General features: G+C 59.7%; 16 protein-coding genes. 7 read left to right on the forward strand and 9 right to left on the reverse strand.

Features of this window, described 5'->3' with window-relative positions:
* A partial coding sequence (locus tag Q5H31_RS03915; protein ID WP_302457523.1) for a hypothetical protein occupies window positions 1-250 on the forward strand: 250 nt, incomplete at its 5' end.
* Between the two features lie 81 nt (window positions 251-331).
* Window positions 332-1,093 (forward strand): Sir2 family NAD-dependent protein deacetylase, encoded by a 762-nt coding sequence (locus Q5H31_RS03920; RefSeq protein ID WP_055680710.1) that lies wholly within the window; start codon window positions 332-334, stop codon window positions 1,091-1,093.
* Window positions 1,094-1,193: 100 nt separating this feature from the next.
* On the opposite strand, the gene ilvA is transcribed toward Q5H31_RS03920, so the two are convergent.
* The 5 genes from ilvA to Q5H31_RS03945 all read right to left on the reverse strand — a co-directional run bounded on the left by ilvA (window position 1,194) and on the right by Q5H31_RS03945 (window position 7,909).
* Window positions 1,194-2,459, reverse strand: coding sequence for a threonine ammonia-lyase (gene ilvA, locus Q5H31_RS03925; RefSeq protein WP_302457524.1), 1,266 nt, complete (start codon window positions 2,457-2,459; stop codon window positions 1,194-1,196).
* 160 nt (window positions 2,460-2,619) lie between these two features.
* A complete protein-coding gene (locus tag Q5H31_RS03930; RefSeq protein WP_151913348.1) occupies window positions 2,620-4,440 on the reverse strand; it encodes an alpha-glucosidase in 1,821 nt (606 codons plus the stop codon).
* Window positions 4,441-4,760: 320 nt separating this feature from the next.
* Window positions 4,761-5,651, reverse strand: a complete 891-nt coding sequence (locus tag Q5H31_RS03935; protein WP_003806499.1) for a carbohydrate ABC transporter permease — start codon at window positions 5,649-5,651, stop codon at window positions 4,761-4,763.
* Between the two features lie 18 nt (window positions 5,652-5,669).
* On the reverse strand, window positions 5,670-6,602 hold the full coding sequence (locus tag Q5H31_RS03940) for a carbohydrate ABC transporter permease (RefSeq protein WP_003806502.1): 933 nt from the start codon (window positions 6,600-6,602) through the stop codon (window positions 5,670-5,672).
* Window positions 6,603-6,616: 14 nt separating this feature from the next.
* Window positions 6,617-7,909, reverse strand: coding sequence for an ABC transporter substrate-binding protein (locus Q5H31_RS03945; protein WP_070122888.1), 1,293 nt, complete (start codon window positions 7,907-7,909; stop codon window positions 6,617-6,619).
* Window positions 7,910-8,094: 185 nt separating this feature from the next.
* Here Q5H31_RS03945 and Q5H31_RS03950 point away from each other — a divergent pair, with 185 nt between their 5' ends.
* Entirely contained in the window at window positions 8,095-9,333 is a 1,239-nt protein-coding gene (locus tag Q5H31_RS03950; protein WP_070122887.1) for an ROK family protein, read from the forward strand.
* 119 nt (window positions 9,334-9,452) lie between these two features.
* Here Q5H31_RS03950 and Q5H31_RS03955 read toward each other — a convergent pair whose 3' ends face one another.
* Window positions 9,453-11,747 (reverse strand): alpha-galactosidase, encoded by a 2,295-nt coding sequence (locus Q5H31_RS03955; RefSeq protein ID WP_302457525.1) that lies wholly within the window; start codon window positions 11,745-11,747, stop codon window positions 9,453-9,455.
* A 105-nt stretch (window positions 11,748-11,852) separates the two neighbouring features.
* Window positions 11,853-12,302 carry a nucleoside deaminase gene (locus Q5H31_RS03960; protein ID WP_046999744.1) on the reverse strand — a complete coding sequence of 150 codons (450 nt, stop codon included), beginning with the start codon at window positions 12,300-12,302 and terminating at the stop codon, window positions 11,853-11,855.
* Window positions 12,303-12,482: 180 nt separating this feature from the next.
* Between Q5H31_RS03960 and Q5H31_RS03965 the strand changes: the two genes are divergently transcribed.
* The 3 genes from Q5H31_RS03965 (at window position 12,483) to Q5H31_RS03975 (ending at window position 16,704) form a co-directional block, all read left to right on the forward strand.
* Window positions 12,483-14,567 carry a sodium:proton antiporter gene (locus tag Q5H31_RS03965; protein WP_151912695.1) on the forward strand — a complete coding sequence of 695 codons (2,085 nt, stop codon included), beginning with the start codon at window positions 12,483-12,485 and terminating at the stop codon, window positions 14,565-14,567.
* A 447-nt stretch (window positions 14,568-15,014) separates the two neighbouring features.
* Entirely contained in the window at window positions 15,015-15,548 is a 534-nt protein-coding gene (locus Q5H31_RS03970; RefSeq protein ID WP_117779990.1) for a hypothetical protein, read from the forward strand.
* Window positions 15,549-15,924: 376 nt separating this feature from the next.
* Window positions 15,925-16,704: an alpha/beta hydrolase gene (locus Q5H31_RS03975; RefSeq protein ID WP_055309305.1), complete on the forward strand. Its 780-nt coding sequence runs from the start codon at window positions 15,925-15,927 to the stop codon at window positions 16,702-16,704.
* 25 nt (window positions 16,705-16,729) lie between these two features.
* Here the strand turns inward: Q5H31_RS03975 and dcd are convergent, their stop codons facing one another.
* Both dcd and Q5H31_RS03985 read right to left on the reverse strand, forming a co-directional pair.
* Window positions 16,730-17,311 carry a dCTP deaminase gene (gene dcd, locus Q5H31_RS03980; protein ID WP_011743875.1) on the reverse strand — a complete coding sequence of 194 codons (582 nt, stop codon included), beginning with the start codon at window positions 17,309-17,311 and terminating at the stop codon, window positions 16,730-16,732.
* A 192-nt stretch (window positions 17,312-17,503) separates the two neighbouring features.
* Window positions 17,504-20,581, reverse strand: a complete 3,078-nt coding sequence (locus Q5H31_RS03985) for a cation-translocating P-type ATPase (RefSeq protein WP_302457526.1) — start codon at window positions 20,579-20,581, stop codon at window positions 17,504-17,506.
* Window positions 20,582-20,936: 355 nt separating this feature from the next.
* Here Q5H31_RS03985 and bgaC point away from each other — a divergent pair, with 355 nt between their 5' ends.
* Entirely contained in the window at window positions 20,937-24,086 is a 3,150-nt protein-coding gene (gene bgaC / locus Q5H31_RS03990; protein ID WP_302457527.1) for a beta-galactosidase BgaC, read from the forward strand.
* Window positions 24,087-24,185 lie beyond the last annotated feature (99 nt).

Below are 24,185 nucleotides of genomic sequence, written 5' to 3' on the forward strand. Positions count from 1 at the left end.
ACTCACCCACCTCGCAATCCGGAACCATCCGGACCACTCGCTGAGCGGCAGCAAGGGATTAACTTACACGAACCCGTCCACTTGCGCAAATCGGCATTCCGCAAACCCCGTAAAAACCCTTGCGGCGCAACGCATTCATCGGCGTGTCGAAAACCGCCTATCGCACGCCACATCATCGCAGAAATGCTTCAAACAAGCCTCAAAACGGCCTGAAATTCATCAGAAAAACCTGTCTACGGGCGTGTCGTGAGCCTGCAACGGTTTCCAAATACGGTCGGAAAGCCGAAAAAGACGCATACGGAGGAAACCGCGCGGTGGTATGTATGGAGGTATGAGCAAAAAAATCGCAGTATTAACGGGCGCAGGCATCTCCACGTCCGCAGGCATCCCTGACTTCCGTGGACCGGACGGCGTCTGGACCAAACATCCCGAGCAAATGAACGTGTACGACATCGACGCGTTCCTAGCCAATAAGGAAGACCGCGAGTATTCCTGGCGCTGGCAAAAGGAATCGCCAGTATGGAACGCGCAGCCGGGCACCGCACACAAAGCGCTCGTCAAGCTGGAACAGGCAGGGCTGCTGACGCTGCTCGCCACGCAGAATTTCGACGCACTCCATGAAAAAGCAGGCAACAGCAGCAACGTCATCGTCAATCTGCACGGAACCATCGGCACCTCGCACTGCATGAAGTGCCACGCGAAATACGACACCGCCGAAATCATGGCGAACCTCAACAACGAGCCGGATCCGCACTGCCATCGCAAGCTGCCATACAGCGGCAATATGCCATGCAATGGGCTGATCAAAACCGACGTCGTCTACTTTGGCGAAGCGCTGCCGGATGGTGCGATTGAAAAGTCATACCGTCTGGCGGCGCAGGCCGACGAATTGTGGGTGATCGGCTCCACGCTGGAAGTGATGCCGGCGGCGAGCATTGTGCCGGTCGCGGCACAGGCGGGCGTGCCGATCACCATCATGAACATGGGACGCACGCAATACGATCGCTTGGCCACACGGCTTATCCGCGACGATATTGCGATTGCGCTGCCGCAGTTGGTCGACGAGACAATCGCCGCGGAACAGGGCAAATAACACCGAATGAACAAGCAAGGCTCCTCAACCTGATTGGGTTTGAGGAGCCTTCTTTGATGCGGAAGATATGCGAGAATCCGCGCTTATCCACCGTGGGAAATCAGTAGATGCGCTTGGGCCGGAAACCGGCCGCGCGCATCGCGTCAAGGATGCGGTCGATGTGCTCAGGGCCGTTGGTTTCAACGGTGACGCCCAAGGAAACCGAATCAGTGTAATGGCTGGAAGCCTTGAACTGGTCGTGATCGAGTGCGATGACGTTAGCGCGCTGTTCGGCCAGGATCGTGGCCACCTTGACCAGCTGGCCCGGAGTATCCGGAAGCTCCACCTCGAAGTTCATGATGCGGCCGCGCGCGATCATGCCCTTCTGAATCACCGCGCTGATGGAGACCGTGTCCTCGTTGCCGCCGGAAAGAATCGGCACCACCACATGCGGGCCCTGCGCCTCAGCGAACTTGCGAGAACGCAGATTCAGATGCTCGAGCGCAGCCAAGGACACGGCACCAGCAGCCTCAACCACCAGCTTGTGCTTCTCCAGCATGAGCAGAATCATCTCGTTGATGTCACGCTCGGTGACGGTGACCAGGTCATCAAGGAATTCGTTGAGCAGCGCGAACGTGAGATCGCCCGGGCGCTTCACGGCAACGCCTTCGGCCGACGTGCGCACCTGATCCGCAGCCACCACATGACCTGCGGCCAGCGAGTTCTTCCAAGCGGGGCTTCCCTCCGGAATGGCGCCGATCACACGCACTTCCGGCTTGAATGTCTTGATGGCGAGCGCCACGCCGGCGCCCAGACCGCCGCCGCCCAAGGGCACGACCACGTCGGTGACGTTCGGCACGTCTTCGAGGATCTCAAGACCGATGGTGCCTTGGCCGCACAGCACCTCATAATCATCGAACGGGGGCACGTAGATCATGCCTTCGTTGTCGCTCAGTTCCTGCGCGTGGGCGGCGGATTCGTCGAACACCTCGCCGCACAGCACCACGTCCGCGCCGTACGCTTTGGTGGCATCCACCTTCAGCGGCGGAGTGATCTGCGGCATGCAGATGGTGGCCTTCGCGCCACGTTCACGGGCCGCGTACGCCACACCCTGCGCATGGTTGCCTGCGGAAGCGGTGACGATGCCATGCGCAAGCTGCTCGTCGGACAACGATGCGATCTTGTTATACGCGCCACGAATCTTGAATGACCCAGTGACCTGGAGATTCTCCGGCTTGAGCAGAATCTCATGTCCGGTCATCTCGGACAGCACCGGGGACGGAATAATCTCCGTGTGGCGTGCGGTGCCCTTCAGTCGTTCGGCGGCCAGTTTCAATTCAGCGGCATGATCACGCCGCAATGCTTTGAGCACCTCGTTTTGTTCCATGGACGTTATTGTAAGCGCACGTCTGCCGAAAATGCCGTGCGATTGCCGAATCGCAATCGAATCCCGGCCGTGCCTCAGAATCGCACGGAAAAAGAAACGTCCGACAGGTTTCGTGATGAACCTGCCGGACGTTCCGCAGAGAGTTATAGGGAAAGATCGATCAGAGCTGAATCACGACTCCCTCCCAGCGAGCGAGCTCGCCACGAGCGATCGATTTAACACTATGCATAGCATCATAGGTGCTGAGCAGTACTTGCGGATCGGACACGCCGTCGGAAAGCAGCTCCGCCACGTCCGAAGGCAGCGCCGCGGACCTGTCGGTGAGGTTGACCACGACAAGAATCGTGTCGTCGCCATTGGTGCGCGTGAAAGCATACACCTGATCGCTGTCGGCGGCGAGCAGATGCCATTCGCCAGTGGAGATGGTGGCGCTGTTGTGCCGCATGGCGATGAGCTTCTTGTAGAACGTGTACACGGAATCCGGATCGTCGAATTCCTCGGCCGCGTTGATTTCCACATGATTCGGGTTGACGCTGATCCATGGTTCGACGGGCGCGTCTGGCGCGGTGAAGCCGGCGTATTTGGAGGCGTCCCACTGCATGGGGGTGCGCGCGTTGTCGCGGCCGATGAGGGCGAGGGCGGCCATCATGGATTCGGACGACTGGCACTTGGCTTCCTCCACGCGCTGGCGATAGCCATTGAGGGCCTCCAAATCGCGGTACTGTTCCAGCTTGGTGAAGTGGGCGTTGGTCATACCCAGCTCCTCGCCTTCGTAAATGTACGGAGTGCCACGATGCATGTGCAGCACCATGCCGAACGCCTTGGCGCTCAGCTCGCGCGAATCGCGGTCGGAGTCGTTGCCCCAACGGGAGACCACGCGCGGCTGGTCATGATTGCAGAAGAACAGGCTGGCCCAACCGGCCTTCCTCACGGCCTCCTGCTGCTCGGTCATACGGTCGCGCAGGTTTTTGACCTCGAACGGCACGGTATTCCACTTGGAGCCTTCCTGGTCGATGCCGACATGGTCGAACAGGAATAGCATGTCAAGTTCCTTGTTGGCCGGATCGGTGACGTGCTCGTTACGGGCCGGGGTGATGCCCGGAGCCTCGCCCACGTTGATGTAGCCTTCACGGCCTTCGAATACCTCACGGCGCATTTCGGCGAGGAACTCGTCGATGCGCGGACCGTCGGAGCAGAACGGGAACGGGCTGGAATAGCCTTCCTCGCCGACCGGCAGATCGGCGATTTCGGAACCGTCCTCGCCCGGCAGCCTGCCGTTCTTGTCGACGGTCTTGGAGATCTGGGTGATCACGTCCATGCGGAAGCCGTCGATGCCGCGATCCATCCACCAATTCATCATCTTGTAGACGGCCTTGCGCACCTCGGGATTCTCCCAGTTGAGGTCGGGCTGCTTCTTGGAGTACTGGTGGAAGAAGTATTCGCCGCGCTTCGGGTCGTACTCCCATGCGGAGCCGCCGAAGTAGGAGCCCCACTGGTTCGGCTCGGCGCCCGGAGTGCCCGGCTCATGGCCCGGCTTGGCGGGACGCCACCAATACCAATCCGCATGAGGATCGTTCTTGTCGCGGGAAGCCTGGAACCAGGCGTGCTCGTCGGACGTGTGGTTCACGACCAGGTCCATGATGACCTTCAGGCCGCGCTTGTGCGCTTCGGCAAGCAGCTCGTCCATATCGGCCATCGTGCCGAACAGCGGATCGATGTCCTGGTAGTCGGAGATGTCGTAGCCGTTGTCGTCCTGCGGGGACTTGAAGACCGGGGACAGCCACAGCACGTCCACGCCAAGGTCGGCAAGATAGTCGAGGCGGCTGGTGATGCCCTTCAGATCGCCGATGCCGTCGCCATTGGAATCCTGGAAGGAACGGGGATAGATCTGGTAGACCACCGCGTTGGCCCACCATGGATTCGGGGTGGCGCCATTCGAACGGACGTTGTCAGGAAGAGTGGAACGATTGAAATTCGTCATCGCGATTGAGCTCCTTTGCCTAAGTGGAATGGATGAACTTTGCTATATCCCATGGTACGTAAAGCGTTTTTTCTTTCTTGCCTGCGGCGCGTTTTGCAAAGCAGGAAATGAAAGATATATTGCAAGCGGGATGCGCCCTTCGGAATCACATCAATGCATACGAAAAGCAGGAATCCTCGAAAAAGGGGAAACGAGGATTCCCGCTCGGCGCTGTGAAGAAGTTTTACTTCACAAGCAGACGGCCTACGGCCGCGTTGTTCCTGCCTTCGCTCGCCTATCGGCTCGCTCAGGAGGAACCTATGAACAGTCCACAGGACTGTTCACTTAACGGCTCCTCTCATCACACCACCGACGACCCACTTTTGGGCGAAGATGTAGACGATGAGGACCGGGGCCATGGCCATCAGGTAGGAGGCGAAAGCCATCGGGTAGTTCGACGTGAACTGGCTCTGGAACACGTACTGTGCCAACGGAATCGTCTGGTTGCTCTGATCGGTCAGCGTGATCAACGGCAGAAGGAAGTCGTTCCACGCCCACAGCGCGGTCAGAATCGCAATCGTCGCGTTAATCGGGCCCATCAACGGGAAAATAATCGTCCAGAAAATGCGCCAGGTCGAAGCGCCGTCGATGCGCGCCGCCTCTTCCAACGAAATCGGAATCGAACGGATGAAGCCGATCGCGATGAACAGGTTCGTGCCGATGCCGAGAATCGTGTACAGAATGATCAGACCGAGCTGGTTGTCCAGGTGCAGGGTGCCCATTTCCTTGGCGATCGGCAGCATGACGACGGTGAACGGCACGAACATCATGGCCAGGAAGAAGTAGTACAGGAAGCGGAAGAACCGCTTATCCATGTTCCTTGCCACGGCGTACGCGACGAACGTGTTCGTCAGCAGCGTCAGCACCACAGCGCACACGGTGATGATCGCGGAATTGAGCGCGGCCTTCGGATAGTTCACCTTGTTCCACGCGTCCGCGAAATTATGCCATTCCCACGTGGTCGGCAGGCTGAACGTGCCCGCTTCGCCCGGCGTCTTCAGCGCGGTGACGACGGCGAAGTATAGCGGCACGAGCACCGTCAGGCTCAGCACGGCGACGGCCGCCGTCAGCCACCAGTTGATGCTGTGGTCCTTGCGGATCTTCTCCGGCTTCGCTTGCGATTGTCCGCTTTGCGCGGCGGCCGGCTTGGTTGCAACAGTTGCGCTAGTCATGATTTCTTCCCCTTACTCTCAGACCTTTTCCTTGCCGCTGAAGAACTTCAGCTGCACGAATGCGAGGATTGCCAGCACGATGAAGAACGTGACCGCGTTCGCCATCTGGTAGGAGTATTCGCCGTTGCCCAGGCCGTTCTGGAAGATCAGGTAGGAGACGGTTTCGGTCTTGGAATCCGGACCGCCCTTGGTCAATGCCATGACCTGGTCGAACGCGCCGAGCGAGTTCTTGAGGCTCAGCACCATGTTGATGGTGAAGAACGGGCCAATCAGCGGGAACGTGATCTGCCAGAAGTTCTGCCAGGCGTTCACGCCGTCGATGGACGCGGCCTCATAGATTTCGTTGTCGATGGTCTGCAGACCCGCCAAGTACAGCAGCGTGGAGTAGGCCACACCCTGCCAGATGGACAGGAACACGATCGGGAACCATGCCAGATCCGGATTGGAGATCATGGACGTGGACAGCCAATCGATGTGCAGCGCCTGGCCGAGAGCCGGCAGCGGGGTCATGAAGATGTACTTGAACACGTAGCCGATGACCAGCACCGACAGGGTGTACGGAATGAAGAAGATGGCTCGGAAGCCGTTCTTGAAGGCGATTTTGGAGTTCAGCAGCACCGCCAGGAACATGCCGAGGATGTTCGTGCCGAGCGTGATCAGAATCGCGATGAAAATCGTGAACAGATACGCGTGGCCGACGCGTGCGTCCTGGAACATCGCGATGTAGTTCTTGAAGCCGATGAACTTGTAATCACCGTAACCCTGCGAATTGGTGAACGAGTACATCGCGCCCTGCAGGAACGGCAGGTACAGGAAGATGCACACGAGAATCATCGCGGGAATGGTCATCCAGTAGAACGCCGGATCGACCTTGCGCTTGGAGTATTTCGAAACCTTCTTCGGCTTCTTTGCGGCGGCCTTGTCAGCCTTGGCCGAGATATTGCCAGTCATTGTCGTTCCTCCCCTCACCTAAAGTTCCTGGCTTCGATCTTGTCGTATTCCGACTGCATGCTGTTCAGGAATCGTTTAGTATTGCCCGACTGCACCAACGTCTGCAGGAAACCGGCGAGGTTGATGCTTGCCGGCACGTAGTGGTCACAGAAATCAGCCAGCTTGCCGGCCTTGTAGAAGTCGAGCACGCCATTCAACGCTTCATCGCCGACGTACGTATCCTTGTACGGGGTGAACGCAGACTGCTGCTTGGAGTAGTCCTTCACGTTCTCCTCGCTCATCAGGAAGTCGACGAATTCGCGAGCCTCGGTGTAATGCTTCGTATGCGCGCCGATCGTCAGCATCACGTCGTCGCCGGCGGTCAGCTGCTGTTCCTTGACGTTGTCGGTGGCCGGCATCTGCGCGAACCGCAGATTGGCGTCCTTGTTGATCAGACGGATCTGCGGAATCGCGTACGTGCCGAGCGGCAGAATCGCGGCCTTGCCGGAAGCGATGTCCTGCGTAGCCTGCTGGTAGGTGACGGCCGGATTCTTCTGCGTGTAGTTCTGGTAAATTTCAATCAGCTTGCCGCTGACGGGCGTCCACAAGTCGGAGAAGGTCTTGCTGCCGTCCTTGAGATACGCGTATTCCGATTCCGGCACCAGCGTCGAATTCAGCGATGCAAGCGGCGCCTGCAACGTCCACGGATCGGCGGTGCTCGCCTCAACCGGCGTGACGCCCTTGGCCTTGAGCCGCTTGAGCAGCGCGATGAATTCGCTCCACGTCTGCGGCGGATTGTCCGGATCCTCGCCGGCCTGCTTCCACACATCGGCGTTGATGATGTAGCCGCTTGCGTTGCCCGCGTACGGAATACCGTACAGACGCTTCTTGGACTTGTCGGTGGTCTGCACGAGGCTCTTCGCGATGTTCACCATGCCCGGATTGAGCTCGTCGACGATCTCGTCGTCGGTGAAATCGTGGAAGACGCCCGCTTCGGCGAGCATGCCGTAATTGATGTCGCCGTTGATGGTGATGACGTCGGGTTCGCGGTTCTTCACCAGTCGCGTGCGCAGATCGGTGGTGGCGTCCGACGAATTGTTGACATTGACTTTGATGTTGGAATGGGTTTTCTCGAATTCACGCGCCTTGGCGGTGAACCAATCCGCCGCCTCGGACTTGAATTGGAAGAAATCCAAGGTGACCGTGCCGGCGGTGCTGTTGCCGCAGCCCGCGAGCCCAACCGTCAGCACAATCGCGCATGCAGCCGTAATAGCACGGCCCGCGATCCGCCTGAAGGTGCCTGTGTTGGCATTGGAATCAGGTTTCATTCTCTCGACTCCTTTGTATTTTCCTTTTTCACGGCAGGCCGGCTTCATTACCAGCCTCCGTTGCTTTTTAATTGTAGAATCGGCTTGTTTTCATTCCCAGTTTCCGCGCGCCCGCACTGTACGGAAATAAAAAACGGTTATTTTGTTATTCTTGGAAAGAAAATAGACGGTAAGGACGGTCCGATATGGCGATTTCCCCGATTCCACACTGGTTTGAAGGCTCGGAGTACACGCATAAGGTTGCGGCCTGCATTATGAAGTACGGTCCGATTTCGCGCATCACGCTGGCACAGATCCTTGGCCTTTCGCAAGGCGCGGTATCGCGCATCACCAGTGATTTGATTTACGCTGGCGTGATCGAAGAGACGCCGATGGCACCGGGACAGGGCGGCAGGCTGCCGAAGGATTTCGTACGGAAAAATTCCCAAAAAGCGGCGCAGAAGTCGGGACAGAAAGAAAATACGGAACGCCGCGGCCGCCCGCAGACCGGATTGCGCATCGTGGCCAACGCACGCACGTTCGTCGGTATGAAAATCAACACCACCCATATCACCGCCGTGGCCGTGAACGCGATCGGACAGATCGTGACCGGCTGCCATGACCTGCCGCTCGACGACGATTCGCCGGAATCGGTGGTCGACGTCATCAAACAGCTGACCATGGATTGCGCCGACGAGGCGGTCATGTCGGGCCTGCCCGCACCGTGCGCGGTCGGCGTCTCATTGGGCGGACATATCACGGACGATTCGGTGACGACGTTCGCACCGTTCCTGCACTGGTCGAAGCCGGTGGAATTTTCGGCGATGATTCGCAAGGCGACCGGCCTGCCGACCGGCATTTACAACGATATCGATTCGTTGGCGGTGGACGCATGCCTGTTCGGCTCGGGCGTCGGATTGAACAGTTTCGCCGTGGTGACGATCGGCATCGGCGTAGGCTACTCGCTCACCGTGAACGGCGAGCCTGTCAACAATCCCGATAAAAGCTACGGACTGGTCGGGCACATTCTTGTCGATCCGGACGGACCGCGCTGCATTTCCGGACATAAGGGATGCGCGACGTGCCTGACTGACAATTCGATCGCAACGGAATATTCGAAGATAATCGGCCGGCCGGCCACATTCGACGAATTCGCGGCCGCCGCGCGCGCCAGCAAAACACAGGCCACGAATCTGGTGAACCGCACCTGCTTCCGGTTGGGCACGCTGATCGCGACCATCGCCAATCTTGCCATGCCCGACAAAATCATGATCGCCGGCGAATCGTCGTTCATCGCGAAACTCGGCGTGGGCGACCTGCGCAACGGCATCAATATGTACCGGCACAGCCAGGCGGCGCCGGTCGATTTCGAAATCGCCGACCACGACTGGGCGATGTGGGGCAAAGCCGCCGCCGCGCAGGCGATTCGGCAGTATGTGGGCTGACTACGCAGACCGATACAGCCGATACATAGGCTGATTACACGATTTGCCGGCGCTGAAGGGGGTCAGTGCCGGCAAATCAAAAATAAATCGGAAGCGAATCAGAAAGTAAACCAGTTACTTCAGACGCGCACCACCTTGAACAGGACGGCTTGCGCCGGATGAATTGCCGGCGGACGGATGCCGTAGGTGGCGAGCGCGCGGCCGGTCATCTTCACACCGTCGGCGGTCCACCAGCCGAGCGGGCTCTGGCCGTTGCCGATGTCCTGCTTGGCCAGGTCGAGGCTCACGTCGAGCGGGGATACCTCGTATACGGCGTCCGGATCGAGGCCGGGCAGCTTCACGGGAGCGGCCGGGTAGGTCTGCGACGTGGTCAGCTGCGTGAAGCGGTAGATCGCGGCAGCCTTGTTCGGCATGACGCAGCCGTCCACGCGCACGGCCGGATCGGCGGCGTCGGAATGCACCGCGGTGTCGACGGCGAACCATTCGCGATGCTTTTTGAATTCGGCCGTCCATTCGGCGAGCTTGTCGATGTCCTCCTGCGGTTCCTTGAGCAGATTCCATTCGATGCCCATGTGGCCGAAGAAGGCCATGGCCATGCGCATCTCCTGGGAGGTGGCGCGGTGCGTGGAATGCGCCGGGGAAGCGCCCACGTGCTCTCCGATCATCTCCGGCGGCACGAGCAGCGACGTGTAGCGCTGGATGTCGGCGCGTTCCACCGGGTCGACGCAGTCGGAACCCCAGATACGATCGGCGACTTCGAGGATACCGAGGTCGACGCGGCCGCCGCCGGACGAGCAGCTTTCGATTTCCAGACCGGGATGGGCCGCTTTCAGGTCGGTGAAGATCCGATACACGGCGAGCGTCTGGTTGTGCACGGCGGGACGTCCGGTGCGCGGCGACACCGCTTCGGTGACGTATTTGTTGTGATCCCATTTGATGTAGTCGATGCCGAGTTCGCCGACGAGCTTGTCCATGGCGCCGTAGATGTACGCGTACGCGTCAGGATTGGTGAGATCGACGACCTGCTGAGTGCGCCCCTGCATCGGCAGACGGTTGGCGGTGGGCTTCAGCACCCAGTCCGGGTGGGCGCGGAACATATCGGAGTCCGGGTTGACCATTTCCGGCTCGAACCACAGGCCGAATTCGAGGCCCTTGCCGTGCACGTAGTCGGCGAGCGCCTTCAGGGACTTGTCTCCGTCGGGCCAGACGTCCTGTGAGATCTGCCAATCGCCCAGACCGGCGGTGTCGTCTCGGCGGGCACCGAACCAGCCATCATCCACGACGAAGCGTTCCACGCCGCTTTCCACGGCCTTGTCTGCGAGCGCGGTCAGGGTGTCGTAATCGTGGTTGAAGTAGACGGCTTCCCATGTGTTGAGGATGACCGGACGCGGTTTGGGCGCGATGCCATGGTCCACGAGCCAGTCGCGGTGCACGCGGCGGATGTAACCGTGGAAGCGTGAGGCGACTTCGTTGAGCCCCTCGCCGTAAGAGCCGACGAGCCATGGCGTGGTGTAGCTTTCACCGTGTTCCAGACCGACTTCGCCGCCGAAGAGCACTTCGCCGCCACCGATCACGCCAGTGGTGTAGGGCAGTCGTTCCGCGGACAGCACGCTGTTGCCGCTCCATGCCACGTGCGCGGAGTAGACGTTGCCGTGGGTGAAACCGAAGCCGTGTTCGCCAACGCTGAGCAGCAGGGTGGCGTCGAAGTCGGGGCGGCCGATCATGGAGGATTTGGCGAAGCGCCCTATGGTGAAGTCCTGGCGCTGTGGGGAACGCTCACGCAGATGGTGACCGGTGGTGGTGAGGATCTCGTTGGCGTCGGCGGGCACGCTGAATGCAAGTTCGATCTTGCCGATCTCGAGTCGTCCCTCGCCGGTGTTCGTCACCTCCGCATGCTGGCGGATGAGGCCGGTTTCATCGAGCTCACAGGTCCACGTAAGTTTCACGCATTGTTCCACGTCCTCGGCAGTGACGGTGACGGTAGGCGTCTGCTTGGGCTCGGAGGCCACGCTCCAGCTGGGGTAGCCGTCTTTTTCGGCCATGGTGTAGGTTTTGCCGGCGGCCACGGTTTCGGCTTTGATGTCGGTGACCTGGAACTTGCAGAACAGTTCCACGCCGTCACGGCGCACGTCGAAACGGTCAGAGCCGGACCACGCTTCGGACTGTGTCGGCAGCACGCTCGGCCATGCGGTGTAGTCGAGGGCTCCGGAAACACGCTGCGGAGCGAGCGCGTCGAACGTGTTGATCACGGTTTCCGGTGCGGTGAGCGGGCGACCCCAATGCACGAATCTCGGCAAATCGCTGCCGGGGAACACCAGAGCAAAAGCTGCGGCGGCAGCCGGCTGCTCGGCATACACGGCGGTAAGGGGTGTGCCGTTGGAAGCGGTGCCGTGGAAAGTCTGAATGAGCGTCATTGCAGCATCCTTTTCTTGCGATTCTTGGTTGGTATGACGCTTTGATGATACTGCATACCGCTTTTCTTCCCATCGCCCTGCGTGTTTGTTTCTTTCGGAAAGTAATTAGCGTCGGCGCGCGAAGAAATCGGTCATCAATCGCCCGCATTCCGCTTCGCGCACACCGCCAATCACTTCCGGTACAAGTCCGACGTGCGGATCGCGGGGAATATCCCATACCGAACCGCATGCACCCAACTTGGCATCCCACGCACCGAACACAATACGTCCGATATGCGTCTGCAGACAGGCACCGGCGCACATAGGGCACGGCTCCAACGTAACGACAAGCGTGCAATCAGCGAGATTCCAAGTGTCAAGCGAGGCGGCCGCTTCAGCCATCGCCTTGACTTCGGCGTGGGCAAGCGGATCGGCATACGTCTCACGCAGGTTCCGCCCGCGGCCAATCACTCGGCCGTCAGCGGCAAGCACGACGGCACCGACCGGCACCTCGCCATCCGCGGCGGCTTCGCGGGCCAGCGCGATCGCCGGTTCCATATCATCGTCCCATCGCATACGCCACAGTGTAGCGGCGGCCATACGACCGCTCCGCACGACTGGTCCGCACGTCCGACCTGCATGCCCGACCTGCGCACCCAACCGAAGCGGCACGAACGTCAGCCCATGGCGAAACACGCTCATAACCGCCTCTTGGTAGGCTGGAAAAGGTTGGGAAATACGCGCGAAGGAGGCACGTTGGCGGTATTCGAGTTGATTCTATGCATCATCGCTGCCGTCGTATTATCCTCCTTCTTAAGTCGTTTCATACCCAAGGTCTCCACGCCGCTCGTGCAGATCGCGTTGGGCGCGCTGGCGTCACAGCTGCCGTTCTTTCCGGACGTGACGCTCAGCCCTGAACTGTTCATGGTGCTGTTCATCGCGCCGCTGCTGTATTTGGAAGCGCATGAGATTGACAAAACCGAGCTACTGAAATCCGTCAAACTGTCATTGTCGCTGGCGATCGGCCTGGCGATCGCGACCATGGTGGCGGTCGGTTTCGCATTGCACACCGTCTGGCCGGCGATTCCGCTCGCTGCGGCACTTGCGCTCGGTGCCGCGCTCGGGCCGACCGATGCGGTCGCAGTGTCGTCGCTCGGCAAGGAGGCGGCGCTGACCGAACGCCAAACGAGCGTACTGAAGGGTGAATCGTTGTTCAACGACGCTTCCGGTATCGTCGGCTTCCAGTTCGCCATCGCGGCGGCGGTCAGCGGCGTGTTCGAAGTGGGCGAATCGGCCGCGCAATTCGTGATCTCGTTCTTCGGCGGCGCGATCTTCGGCCTTGTGGTGGGCACCATGGCCGACCTGCTGTTCGAATCACTGCGCTCCCTCGGCTGGGAAACGACTACCAGCCGCATTCTCATGGAGCTATTCCTGCCGTTCATCCTGTATCTGGGTGCAGAGGCGGTCCACGTCTCCGGCATTCTGTCGGTCGTGGCCGCGGGCCTGATCATCCGATTCGACCGCACCGGCATCGGACCGAATGTGGCACGCACGAACATCGTATCGTCAAGCGTGTGGGGCGTGCTGTCGTTCTCGCTCAACGGCACAGTGTTCATCCTGCTCGGCATGCTGCTGCCGAACGCGATGTCGGCCAGCTGGGATGATCCGCACATCAGCAACGGCCTGCTGATGTGCGCGATCCTCACCGTCTCCGCCGTGGTGATCGCCATGCGGTTCCTGTGGATCTCGCTGATGCTCCGGCTCGCGCGCGACACCACCACCGGCAAGCGGCGCAAAATGACGGCGCAGCGCTGGCGTTCCGCCGCGGTCATGACATTCGGCGGACCGAAGGGCACCATCACGCTGTCGTTGATGTTCACGATCCCCTACACGCTGGCGGCCGGCGCGAACTTCCCGATGCGCGACGAACTGATCTTTATAGCCGCCGGCGTGATCGTGGTGACGCTGCTGCTGGCGAATTTCCTGCTGCCGCTGCTCGCGCCGAATCGCGACAAGGACACGTCGACGGAAATGACGGAGATCACCATCGAAGTGCTGCGGCGGACGGTCGAAGAGCTGTCGGGCCGTGTCACGCCGGACAACCGTCGGGCGGTGCTTATGGTCATCGATTCCTATACGAAACGCATCACGCGGTTGAAACAGCGCACCGGCGAAATCGATCCGCAGGGGTATATGCAGCTGCAGATCGACGCGCTCAACTGGGAGAAGGAGTACGTCAAGAACCGTCTGGCGGGCGTGCGCGCGGCAATCAAGGCGAATCCCGCCGAGAACCGCGCCGCGAACGATCTGGAGGCCGAGGCCTGCGAGCGCCTGCTCGACCAGATCATGAGCTCGCTGCGCCACATCGAAACCGCACACAATTCAGGCCGTATGATCTGGCGCGTCAAAGGCCGGTACAAGGCGCTGCAGCGGCGCATGGGCACGTTGGCGAAACGCGTGAACAGCCGTATCCGGCGCACGACCCCGCTGTTCAGCGACGATGAGCTGTTCGCGCATACGCGTGTGGTGCAGGTGGATGCGATCGAACATGTGATCGACCGACTGTATGAGGAGATGGGCGGCGACACGTACAACACCGAGCACTGCTCCGGCCTGCTGTTGGACTACCGACGCAGCGAATCCGCGTTGAGGGCGCGTCCGAATATGGGCATCAGCGCCGAAGCGCAGGAACAGGCCGAGGAGGTCAAGCGCGAAAGCTACGGCATCGAGCTGGGCGTGATCCAGGACATGTATGAGGCCGGCGACATCACGCGTGCGCAAAGCAAGCAGCTGCGACGCAACGTGTATGTGATGAGCGTGGATGCGGACGCGCAGATCTGACCCGGGTTGCGCGCTCAGGATACACGTTTCCCTCGCACGTTCATCGTGCTTAGCGGCCACGGCATATACCTGTATTACCAGCGCGAACAGCCAATCCCATGTATCCCTCCTACCGAGGAAAAATACCTCAAGGAACGGAAGAGCAGGGATCACGCGTCCGCATCCGAAAATCATCGGAACAGAACCCAAGAGCGCTTTTAAAACTTTTGCATATGATAACGCATGAATATTTGAGACAAAGTAGGTATCTTGGAATAAAGATGAGGTTTTTCACTTCATCCGGTCGGAAATAAGCCGAAGTGAAAACAATGTGGATAACTCTGCAAAGATGAGAATTATCTGTTTCATTTAGACACGAATGCTCCTTTCGAAAAGATGATTGACAAATACCCCTAATAGCCTATTGTTTAGTCATGCTTCATCGGCATTGTAAAGAAAGGGGATTGAATGAAAATAGTCAAGAGAATATCTGCCCTTTTCATTGGTCTAGCACTTATGGTGGCTCTGCCTGTCACCGCTCATGCGTCTACAAACGATGATCAGCAAGACATCGCATCATTGGATATGTCCGTCATCGACGTGCAAATACAATCACGCGGCGTTATGACCGCGGAAGATCTGTACGACTTCCTCCAATCCGATGCAGAGAAAACTGTTGACATCGATGCTGAAACAGGGAAAATTACCGCCGTGAGCGAAGGTATAACGAAGCCTAGGATTGCGGTCAACAATATTTGCAATGGCCGTGACTCATGCCTTGTCCACAGTCGTGTTCCTTATGCGGACTTCGGATTTAGCGGGACCGGAACGAAGACCGGGAATTGGCCCTACCGCATCTCTTGGGAGACTGGTTCTCATACGGCAAAAGCTTGGTACAGACATGGCTATGACGTTGTTGGATGGGGCACTAAGTTCGGACCTCACACCAAGGCCAATATGAACGCTCCTGTCACGGCTGTTCAAGTCACCAATTACTCGTGATCCTGCATGAGTTTCTGGCGCAGAAGATAAAGACGGCTCATCAGAATTCTGATCCGCCTGGACATATGCCGCCGAATTCTCAGGAAGTTTTCAGAAAACACCAGACATGCGCTCAGCATCGAATGGTTATATATGAACTGTCAGCACAACGAGCCGACCAGGAACACAAGAGTTCCCGACAATTGAACCCTTTCTTCTTCTCTCTCCTTTCTCTCCCCGGCGGCCAATCCCGCCGGGGTCTTCTTTTTTCGCCGCTTGCTTCGCCTCCCTTTCCCAGCTTGTTTCACGGCTTGTTTCACGGCTTGTTTCACGTCCCTTTTCACGGATCTTTTCGCACTGCGAGCGTACGCCACAATCGCACGCTATATTGGAAATCATGAGCGACGCAATCGAAAACACAACAGGCAGCGCAGACAGCAATAATAAGACCAAGCTGATCGGCCGCGAATCGGACGTGGTGCCGGGACGTTTCGGTGAACCGCTGCAAATCACGCATGTGCAGTATTCGCGCGGCGGCGGCAACACCGCGCCGAAACGACCGTTGTTCCTGTGTCTGCACGGCTGGGGGTCGAACGAGACGGACTTGGCCGACATGATGCGCTACGTCGCGCCATACAACGATTTCGCCTCGTTGCGCGCGCCGCTGACGTTGCAGCCGGCTGGCCGCTTTGCACCCGGCGCGTACTCGTGGCTGCATGATTGTGTGGATACCGGCGAGGATTTGGACCGTGACGCATTCGCCGCAGCGAAAGCAATCGACGATTGGGTTTCGGCGAACATTCCCGACGACCGTGCCGTGGTGCCGATTGGTTTTTCGCAGGGCGGTCTGCTGGCGATTCACTTGCTGCGCGTGCACCCGGAACGCTACGCGGCGACGATTTCGTTGTCCGGTTTTCTTGCGCCCGGCACTGTTGCGGGAACCGCGCCGGCGGACGATCGCGTGGCTGAACTCAACATTCCGACGTTCTTCGGCTATGGCAAGAACGATACCGTGATTCCCATGCCGGAACTGTTCGCGACCGCCGCGTGGCTGGACGAGCACACGTTCCTTACGGAGAAAAGCTATCGTGGGCTCGACCATTCCGTAAGTATGGAGGAGTTCAGCGATTTGCGCGATTGGCTTGCCGCGCACAACATCGCGCCGGGCATCCTGTAGATCCGGGTCAGTTAGAACAGTCGGATTAGTCGGTGATGTCGGCCTTGTAGAAGTTCACGTAGGAACGGCTCGGGGTCGGACCGCGCTGGCCCTGATAGTGCGAACCGGTCGTGGCGGAACCGTACGGATGCTCGGCCGGCGAGCTCAGCTGGAAGAAGCACATCTGGCCGATCTTCATGCCCGGCCACAGCTTCACCGGCAGTGTCGACACGTTGGACAATTCCAGCGTGATATGACCTTCAAAGCCAGGGTCGATGAAGCCCGCGGTGGAGTGGGTAAGGATGCCGAGACGACCGAGCGAGCTTTTGCCTTCAAGACGAGCCGCGATGGATGCATCGAGCTTCACATACTCCCATGTGGACCCGAGCGCGAACTCGCCCGGGTGCAGGATCCACGGTTCGTCCGGTTTGACTTCGAACTGTTCGGTCAGCTCGCCCTGATTCTCAGCCGGATCCACGTACGTGTACGCATGATTGTTAAACAAACGGAAGAAACGGTCCAATCGCACGTCAATCGATGCCGGCTGCACCATCTCCGGGGTCCACGGATCGAGTGAGATATGACCGTCGGCCTGTGCGGCGAGAATGTCGCGATCGGACAGCAGCATCGAAATTCCTCCAAAAAAACGCCGGAACAATCGTCATACGAACGGACGCGCAACCAATGCGCGCCCGCCAATCGCAATCCAGTCTAGCGCGGCGGCGCTATAAGACGGACGCAACGAGCACCCATCCGCATTTTGCCGCTGCAACGGCTCACGACACAGCAAAATGCGGATTGGAGGCCGGAAAACGACAGGCTACTCACGCATCGCACGTAGAACGCACTTACGCAACTCGGACGCGACGAGCACGACCATCGCCAATCCAAGGCATTCGACCCACGCGCCGGCGGACAGAGGCATCGTGCCGAACGCGGTGTTGAGGAACGGCACGTAAATCACCACCACCTGCAACAGCGCAGACAACGCAATCGCACCCCACAGCCATTTGTTAGCGAACAGTCCAACGAACACCGATTGGTCGTGCGAGCGAGAGCACAGCGCGTTGAGCATCTGCGCAAACACAAGGATGGTGAAGCCCATCGTGCGCGCCTCAGTCATTTGCGCATCATGTCCGACAGCATCCACGGAACGGTCCGTGAACAGACCTCCGGCGAGGTGCATGTCCATGCCAATCAGCGTGACGGCAGCCATAATCAAACCGATGAAAATGATGTCGCCCCACATCTGTCCGTCGATCACGCGATCGGTGAGTTTGCGCGGTTTGCGTGCCATCACGTCGTCGGTGGACGGGTCGACACCCATGGCGAGCGCCGGAGCTGCGTCGGTAAGCAGGTTGATCCACAGCAGCTGCGTGGCGAGCAGCGGCACGGTGACACCTTGGCTGCCAGGCTGGGTGATGCCGAGGAATCCGGCGAGCATCACACCGCCGAAGACGGTGAACACCTCGCCGACGTTGGAGCTCAGCAGATAGCGCAGGAACTTACGGATGTTGTCGAAAATGCCACGGCCTTCGCGCACCGCCTCGACGATGGTGCTGAAGTTGTCGTCGGCGAGGATCATCTTGGCACTCTGCTTGGTAACTTCGGTACCGGTGATGCCCATCGCGACGCCGATGTCCGCGGTTTTGACGGCGGGCGCGTCGTTCACGCCGTCGCCGGTCATGGCCACGATATTGCCTTGCCGTTGCAGCGATTCGACGATTTTCAGCTTGTGTTCCGGCGCAACGCGCGCGTACACGGAGATTTCGCGGGTGGCCTTGTCGAACGCTTGCTCATCCGGCAGCTCGTCGAGTTGAACGCCGGTGAGCACTTTGCTACTAAGGTCGGCGCTGCCGACCGAGCTGCTGTCTCCGTCCGTTTCAATAATGCCCAGATCGCTGGCGATGCGTGCCGCGGTAAGCGGATGGTCACCGGTAATCATGACGGTGCGGATGCCGGCGCGATGCGCTTCGGCGACGGAATCGCGCACTTCGGTACGCGGCGGATCGATGATGCCGACCATGCCGACCCAGATCAAGTCGCTTTCCAGCACATCGCTTTGGTCGGCGATGTCGGCGACGTGACCGGCGGCGTTGATGCGCACGCCCGGCACTGCGGCGAGCGACGCGGTGCCGAGTGGCCGGTACGCCTGGCCCAGCGTACGATACGCTTCGGCGGACAGGCGTTCCACGGCGGCGAGGATCTGCTGGCGATCGCCTTGCGTCATCGGTCGTACGGCACCGTTGACCGCGATGCGGCTGCAGTAGCCGAGCAGTACATCGGGGGCACCCTTGGCGAAGACGGTGAGACGCCCGGCATCGGCGTTGTCCTGCGCGACGACGGCCATGCGTTTGCGGTCGGAGGTGAATGGAATCTCGCCGATGCGCGTGTAGTTGGCGTATTTGCGATCGGCCTTCACCTTACGTGCGGCGACGATAAGCGACACTTCGGTCGGGTCGCCGACGGCTTCCCACGTTATGTCGGAAGCAGCGGAACCATCGCCGGCACCTGTGTTTTCGCGCAGTTCGCCGTCGTTGGCCAGCGCGCCCACTGCGAGCGTGGCGACGGCTTCAAGCTGTGCCGCTTCCTGCGCGAGCGACGGGGTGGATGTAAGCCCGGCATCGGAAATCGCAATCATTCTGCCTTCTGGCGCATAGCCGGTGCCGGTCAGCTGCACCTCACCGCTCGGCGTGACCACGCGTTCCACCGTCATCTCGTTGCGGGTGAGCGTGCCGGTTTTGTCGGAGCAGATCACCGACGCGGAACCGAGCGTTTCCACGGAATGCAGTTTCTTGACGATCGCATGATGTTCGGCCATACGGCGCACGCCGAGCGCGAGCACGACTGTCAGAATCGCGGCGAGCCCTTCCGGCACGGCCGCGACGGCCAGCGAAACGGATAGCAGCAGCGAATCGATTACGTCGTGGATGTCGTTGAAGCCTTCGGTCAGCGCAAGCGCCACCAGCACGACCGCCGCGATAATGCACACCGCGATGCCGAGAATCTTGGAAACGTAGTTCATTTCCTTCTGCAGCGGACTGTCATCATCATCCGTGGCCTGCAGAAGGTCCGCGATTTTACCGACCTGCGTGCGCATGCCGGTGCTCGTCACGATTGCGCGGCCGGTGCCTTGCGTCACGGACGTGCCGTTGAACACCATATTGGCGCGATCACCCAAGGCCTTGGCTTCGGCAAGTGTGTCGACGTTTTTGCCGACCGGTACGCTTTCACCGGTCAGGCTCGCTTCCGCCACGCGCAGGCTGGCGGCGGCGAGCAGACGTCCGTCGGCGGGAATGGAGTCGCCTTCACCGAGCACGACCATGTCTCCCGGCACCACGTCGACGGTGTTGATGCGTGCGATTTTGCCGTCGCGTAGCACGTTGGTTTGCGGCGCGGTCATTTGGGAGAGCGCTTCGACGGCTTCTTCCGCTTTCGATTCCTGAATGTAGCCGAGTACCGCGTTGACGATAAGGATAAGCACAATGACGATGGCGTCGAACGGCAGTATTTCGCCGCCTTCCGCGCCTGGCGCAGCGTTGGCTTTTTCGATGAACCATGCGATGAGCGAGATGCCGGTGGCAGCGAGCAGCAGGTAGACGAGGGGGTCTTTGAACTGCGCCAGGAACTTCTTCCATTTTGGCACGGGTGGTGCGGATGCGAGCTCGTTCGGCCCGTATTGCGCAAGTCGGCGTTCAGCTTCGGCTTGGCTCAGACCGGTGTTCGGATCGACGCCGAGCGATGCGGCCACGGCTTGCGCGTCGGCAAGCGACGGGTCGATTTGTGGCGGCTGCTGGTTTTGCTGATCCTGCCGAATCTGCGTGCGATCGCCCGTAGCGGAATCGCCGTCAAAATTGGCATGGGACTGGATGGACTGATCTTTCTTGCGATCATCCATGGTGATCTCCTTGGGAGCGCCGCGGAGTAGTCAGCTCTCCCCCGTCTTACGTATGCCTCGAATCGCGGAAATCGAAAATCCGCGGAATCGCAAGCATTTTGCAAAGGCGAGGCAACGCTGCGCGGTTGTGGGCACCGGGCGGACGCCATCGGCGCATCCTGTTATTATCGCACATCCTCGGCGTGTGAAAAATGGACATGTGGCGGAACGATGCATGGCACGCGACGGGTGCACGATACCATGAAGTGTGATATATTATCGGTAGTTAGTAAAATTCATTACTAAACGGTCGTGCAACATCGCACGGCGCAACCGCAACGATGCAGTGACATCAAGTAATACAGGGGGATGCAAGATGGCAGATACAGCCGAACTCGCAATCGTACATGCAACCACGGCAAGTGCAAGCTGGCTCACCGATCCGACGGTGTTCGCAGCGAACCGCAAGCCGGCACATTCCAGCCACCGATATGTCATCGGCGAGACGAGCGAGCCGAAGCAGAACCTCGACGGCGAATGGAAGGTTCGTATCGAACAAGCGCGCAACGTGGACGTGGAAAGCGCTCCGTTCGCGGCCGTCGATTTCGAGGATGGCGATTTCGGCGCGATCGAGGTGCCGGGCCACTTGCAGATGGCCGGCTATCTCAAGAACAAGTACGTCAACATCCAATATCCGTGGGACGGTCACGAGGATCCGCAGGCGCCAAATATTCCGGAAAACAACCATGTGGCGATCTACCGCCGTCGATTCGCGCTCGACGCGCAGCTTGCGCGCACGCTGGAAAACGACGGCACGGTCAGCCTCACCTTCCACGGTGCCGCCACCGCGATCTACGTATGGCTTGACGGCACGTTCGTGGGTTACGGCGAGGACGGATTCACGCCGAGCGAATTCGATGTGACGGAAGCGCTGCGAAACGGCAATGGCAACGCCGCCGATTCCCCCGAAGCCGAGCATACGCTCACCGTCGCCTGCTACGAATATTCGAGCGCCTCTTGGCTGGAAGACCAGGATTTCTGGCGACTGCACGGCCTGTTCCGCACCGTCGAGCTCGCCGCCCAGCCGCATACGCACGTCGAAACCGTGCAGCTTGAAGCCGACTACACCGCAGCCGACACCGCCGGTACGGCCGACACCGCCGAACTCAACGCGGCACTCACCTTGCGCAACCCCGCCGACGCGATGACTATCGAAAGCACGCTGCGCGACGGCGACGGAAATGTCGTATGGGAATCAACGCAGGCCTGCAACGGCGAAATCGCCCTTAATTCCGGCAAAATGACGAACATCGCGCCGTGGAGCGCGGAATCGCCGACGCTGTACACGCTGACCGTACGCGTCGTCGGACATGACGGCGCCATCATCGAAACCGTGACGCAGAAGATCGGCTTCCGCACATTCCGCATCGAAAACGGCATTATGACGCTCAATGGCAAGCGCATCGTGTTCAAGGGCGCGGACCGCCACGAATTCGACGCGAAGCGCGGGCGTGCGATCACCCGCGAGGACATGCTTTCCGACGTGGTCTTCTGCAAGCGGCACAACATCAACGCCATCCGCACCTCCCACTACCCCAACCAGGAGTATTGGTACGACCTGTGCGACGAGTACGGTCTGTATCTGATCGACGAGACGAATATGGAGACGCACGGCACGTGGGTGGCAAACAATGTCGAGCGTCCTGAAGACGGCATCCCCGGCAGCCGCCCCGAATGGGAGGGCGCGTGCGTGGACCGCATCAACAGCATGATGCGCCGCGATTACAATCATCCGAGCGTGCTGATCTGGTCGCTTGGCAACGAGTCGAGCGCGGGCGAGGTTTTTCGTGCGATGTATCGCCACGCGCACACGATTGATCCGAATCGTCCGGTACATTACGAGGGTTCCGTGCACATGCGCGAATTCGAGGATGTGACGGACATCGAAAGCCGTATGTACGCGCATGCTGACGAAATCGAACGCTATCTGAACGACGGCAGCCCGGCACATACGGACGGTCCAAAGAAGCCGTACATTTCCTGCGAATACATGCACGCAATGGGCAATTCGTGCGGCAATATGGACGAATACACGGCGTTGGAACGCTACCCGATGTACCAGGGCGGTTTCATTTGGGATTTCATCGACCAGGCAATCGAGACCAAGCTGCCCGACGGCACGACACGCATGTGCTACGGCGGCGATTTCGGCGATCGTCCAAGCGATTACGAATTCTCCGGCGACGGCCTGCTGTTCGCAGACCGCACCCCCTCGCCGAAAGCGCAGGAAGTCAAGCAGCTGTATGCGAACGTGAAAATTGCGGTTTCGGTCGATGAAGCGCGTATTACGAACGACAATCTGTTCGTGTCTACGGGCGATTATCGCTTCGTGCTGCGGATTTTGGCCGACGGCAAGCCGGTATGGTCGACTACGCGCCGTTTCGACGTGGCCGCCGGCGAGAGCGCTTCATTCGAAGTCGATTGGCCGGTTGATGACTACCGCAGCAACGCCGAAGAGCTGGTTTTGGAGGTATCGCAGCAGCTTGGCAACGCTTGCGATTGGGCACCGGCCGGCTACGAGCTGGCGTTCGGCCAGTGCGTGGTGGCAGGTGCGAAGACCACCGCAGATGCCGTTGACGCGGCCGGAGCTCCGGCCGACGGCACCGTCACCCTTGGCCGCTGGAACGCCGGCGTGCGCGGACAGGGTCGTGAAGCACTGTTCTCCCGCACACAAGGGGGTATGGTTTCATATACGTTCGGCGAGCGCGAATTCGTGCTGCGCCGCCCGTCGATCACCACGTTCCGTCCGCTGACGGACAACGATCGCGGTGCTGGACACGCTTTCGAACGTGCCGCGTGGGCGGTCGCAGGAAAGTATGCGCGTTGCGTCGACTGCGCGATCGCAAATCGTGGAGAAAATGCCGTGGAAGCCACGTATACGTACGAATTGGCGATTCCGCAGCGCACGAAAGTGACGGTCCGTTACGTTGCCGACACGGCCGGCCTCGTTTCGCTCGACGTCGAGTATCCAGGCGAGAAGAACGGCGATCTGCCAACGATTCCGGCGTTCGGTATCGAATGGGCGCTGCCGGTGGAATATGCGAACCTGCGATTCTACGGCGCCGGTCCGGAAGAGACGTACGCCGACCGCAGGCACGCGAAGCTGGGTGTATGGAGCACGACGGCTGGCGATGATTGCGCGCCGTACCTGCTGCCGCAGGAAACCGGCAATCATGAGGATGTGCGTTGGGCGGAGATCACGGACGATTCCGGCCACGGTGTGCGCGTGAAGCGCGGTGCCGGCGCAAAGCCGTTCGCGATGAGCCTACTGCCGTATTCGAGCACGATGCTGGAAGAGGCGCTGCATCAGGATGAGCTGCCGAAGCCGCGTCACATGTTCCTGCGTCTGCTGGCCGCGCAGATGGGCGTCGGCGGCGACGATTCGTGGATGTCGCCGGTGCACGCGCAGTACCAGCTGCCCGCCGACCAGCCGCTCAGCCTCAACGTTCAGCTCAAGCTGTTCTAAGCTAAGCCAGCTTCAGCCTCAAGCATAACCGCCGATTCGCGGCATAATTCCGGCCGACTTGCCAATAGGCAGGCCGGCCGATTCTGTTGATGGCTGAAA

Origin of the sequence: uncultured Bifidobacterium sp. (genome assembly GCF_959020155.1) — a bacterium.
Lineage (GTDB): Bacteria > Actinomycetota > Actinomycetes > Actinomycetales > Bifidobacteriaceae > Bifidobacterium.

Coding starts and splice junctions, on each gene's coding strand:
- Q5H31_RS03960 (WP_046999744.1), bottom strand. CDS start 12,302: ATGCGATGGGACGATGATATGGAACCGGCGATCGCGCTGGCCCGCGAA.
- Q5H31_RS03950 (WP_070122887.1), top strand. CDS start 8,095: ATGGCGATTTCCCCGATTCCACACTGGTTTGAAGGCTCGGAGTACACG.
- Q5H31_RS03940 (WP_003806502.1), bottom strand. CDS start 6,602: ATGACTGGCAATATCTCGGCCAAGGCTGACAAGGCCGCCGCAAAGAAG.
- Q5H31_RS03920 (WP_055680710.1), top strand. CDS start 332: ATGAGCAAAAAAATCGCAGTATTAACGGGCGCAGGCATCTCCACGTCC.
- Q5H31_RS03955 (WP_302457525.1), bottom strand. CDS start 11,747: ATGACGCTCATTCAGACTTTCCACGGCACCGCTTCCAACGGCACACCC.
- Q5H31_RS03970 (WP_117779990.1), top strand. CDS start 15,015: ATGAAAATAGTCAAGAGAATATCTGCCCTTTTCATTGGTCTAGCACTT.
- bgaC (WP_302457527.1), top strand. CDS start 20,937: ATGGCAGATACAGCCGAACTCGCAATCGTACATGCAACCACGGCAAGT.
- dcd (WP_011743875.1), bottom strand. CDS start 17,311: ATGCTGCTGTCCGATCGCGACATTCTCGCCGCACAGGCCGACGGTCAT.
- Q5H31_RS03945 (WP_070122888.1), bottom strand. CDS start 7,909: ATGAAACCTGATTCCAATGCCAACACAGGCACCTTCAGGCGGATCGCG.
- ilvA (WP_302457524.1), bottom strand. CDS start 2,459: ATGGAACAAAACGAGGTGCTCAAAGCATTGCGGCGTGATCATGCCGCT.
- Q5H31_RS03930 (WP_151913348.1), bottom strand. CDS start 4,440: ATGACGAATTTCAATCGTTCCACTCTTCCTGACAACGTCCGTTCGAAT.
- Q5H31_RS03935 (WP_003806499.1), bottom strand. CDS start 5,651: ATGACTAGCGCAACTGTTGCAACCAAGCCGGCCGCCGCGCAAAGCGGA.
- Q5H31_RS03985 (WP_302457526.1), bottom strand. CDS start 20,581: ATGGATGATCGCAAGAAAGATCAGTCCATCCAGTCCCATGCCAATTTT.
- Q5H31_RS03975 (WP_055309305.1), top strand. CDS start 15,925: ATGAGCGACGCAATCGAAAACACAACAGGCAGCGCAGACAGCAATAAT.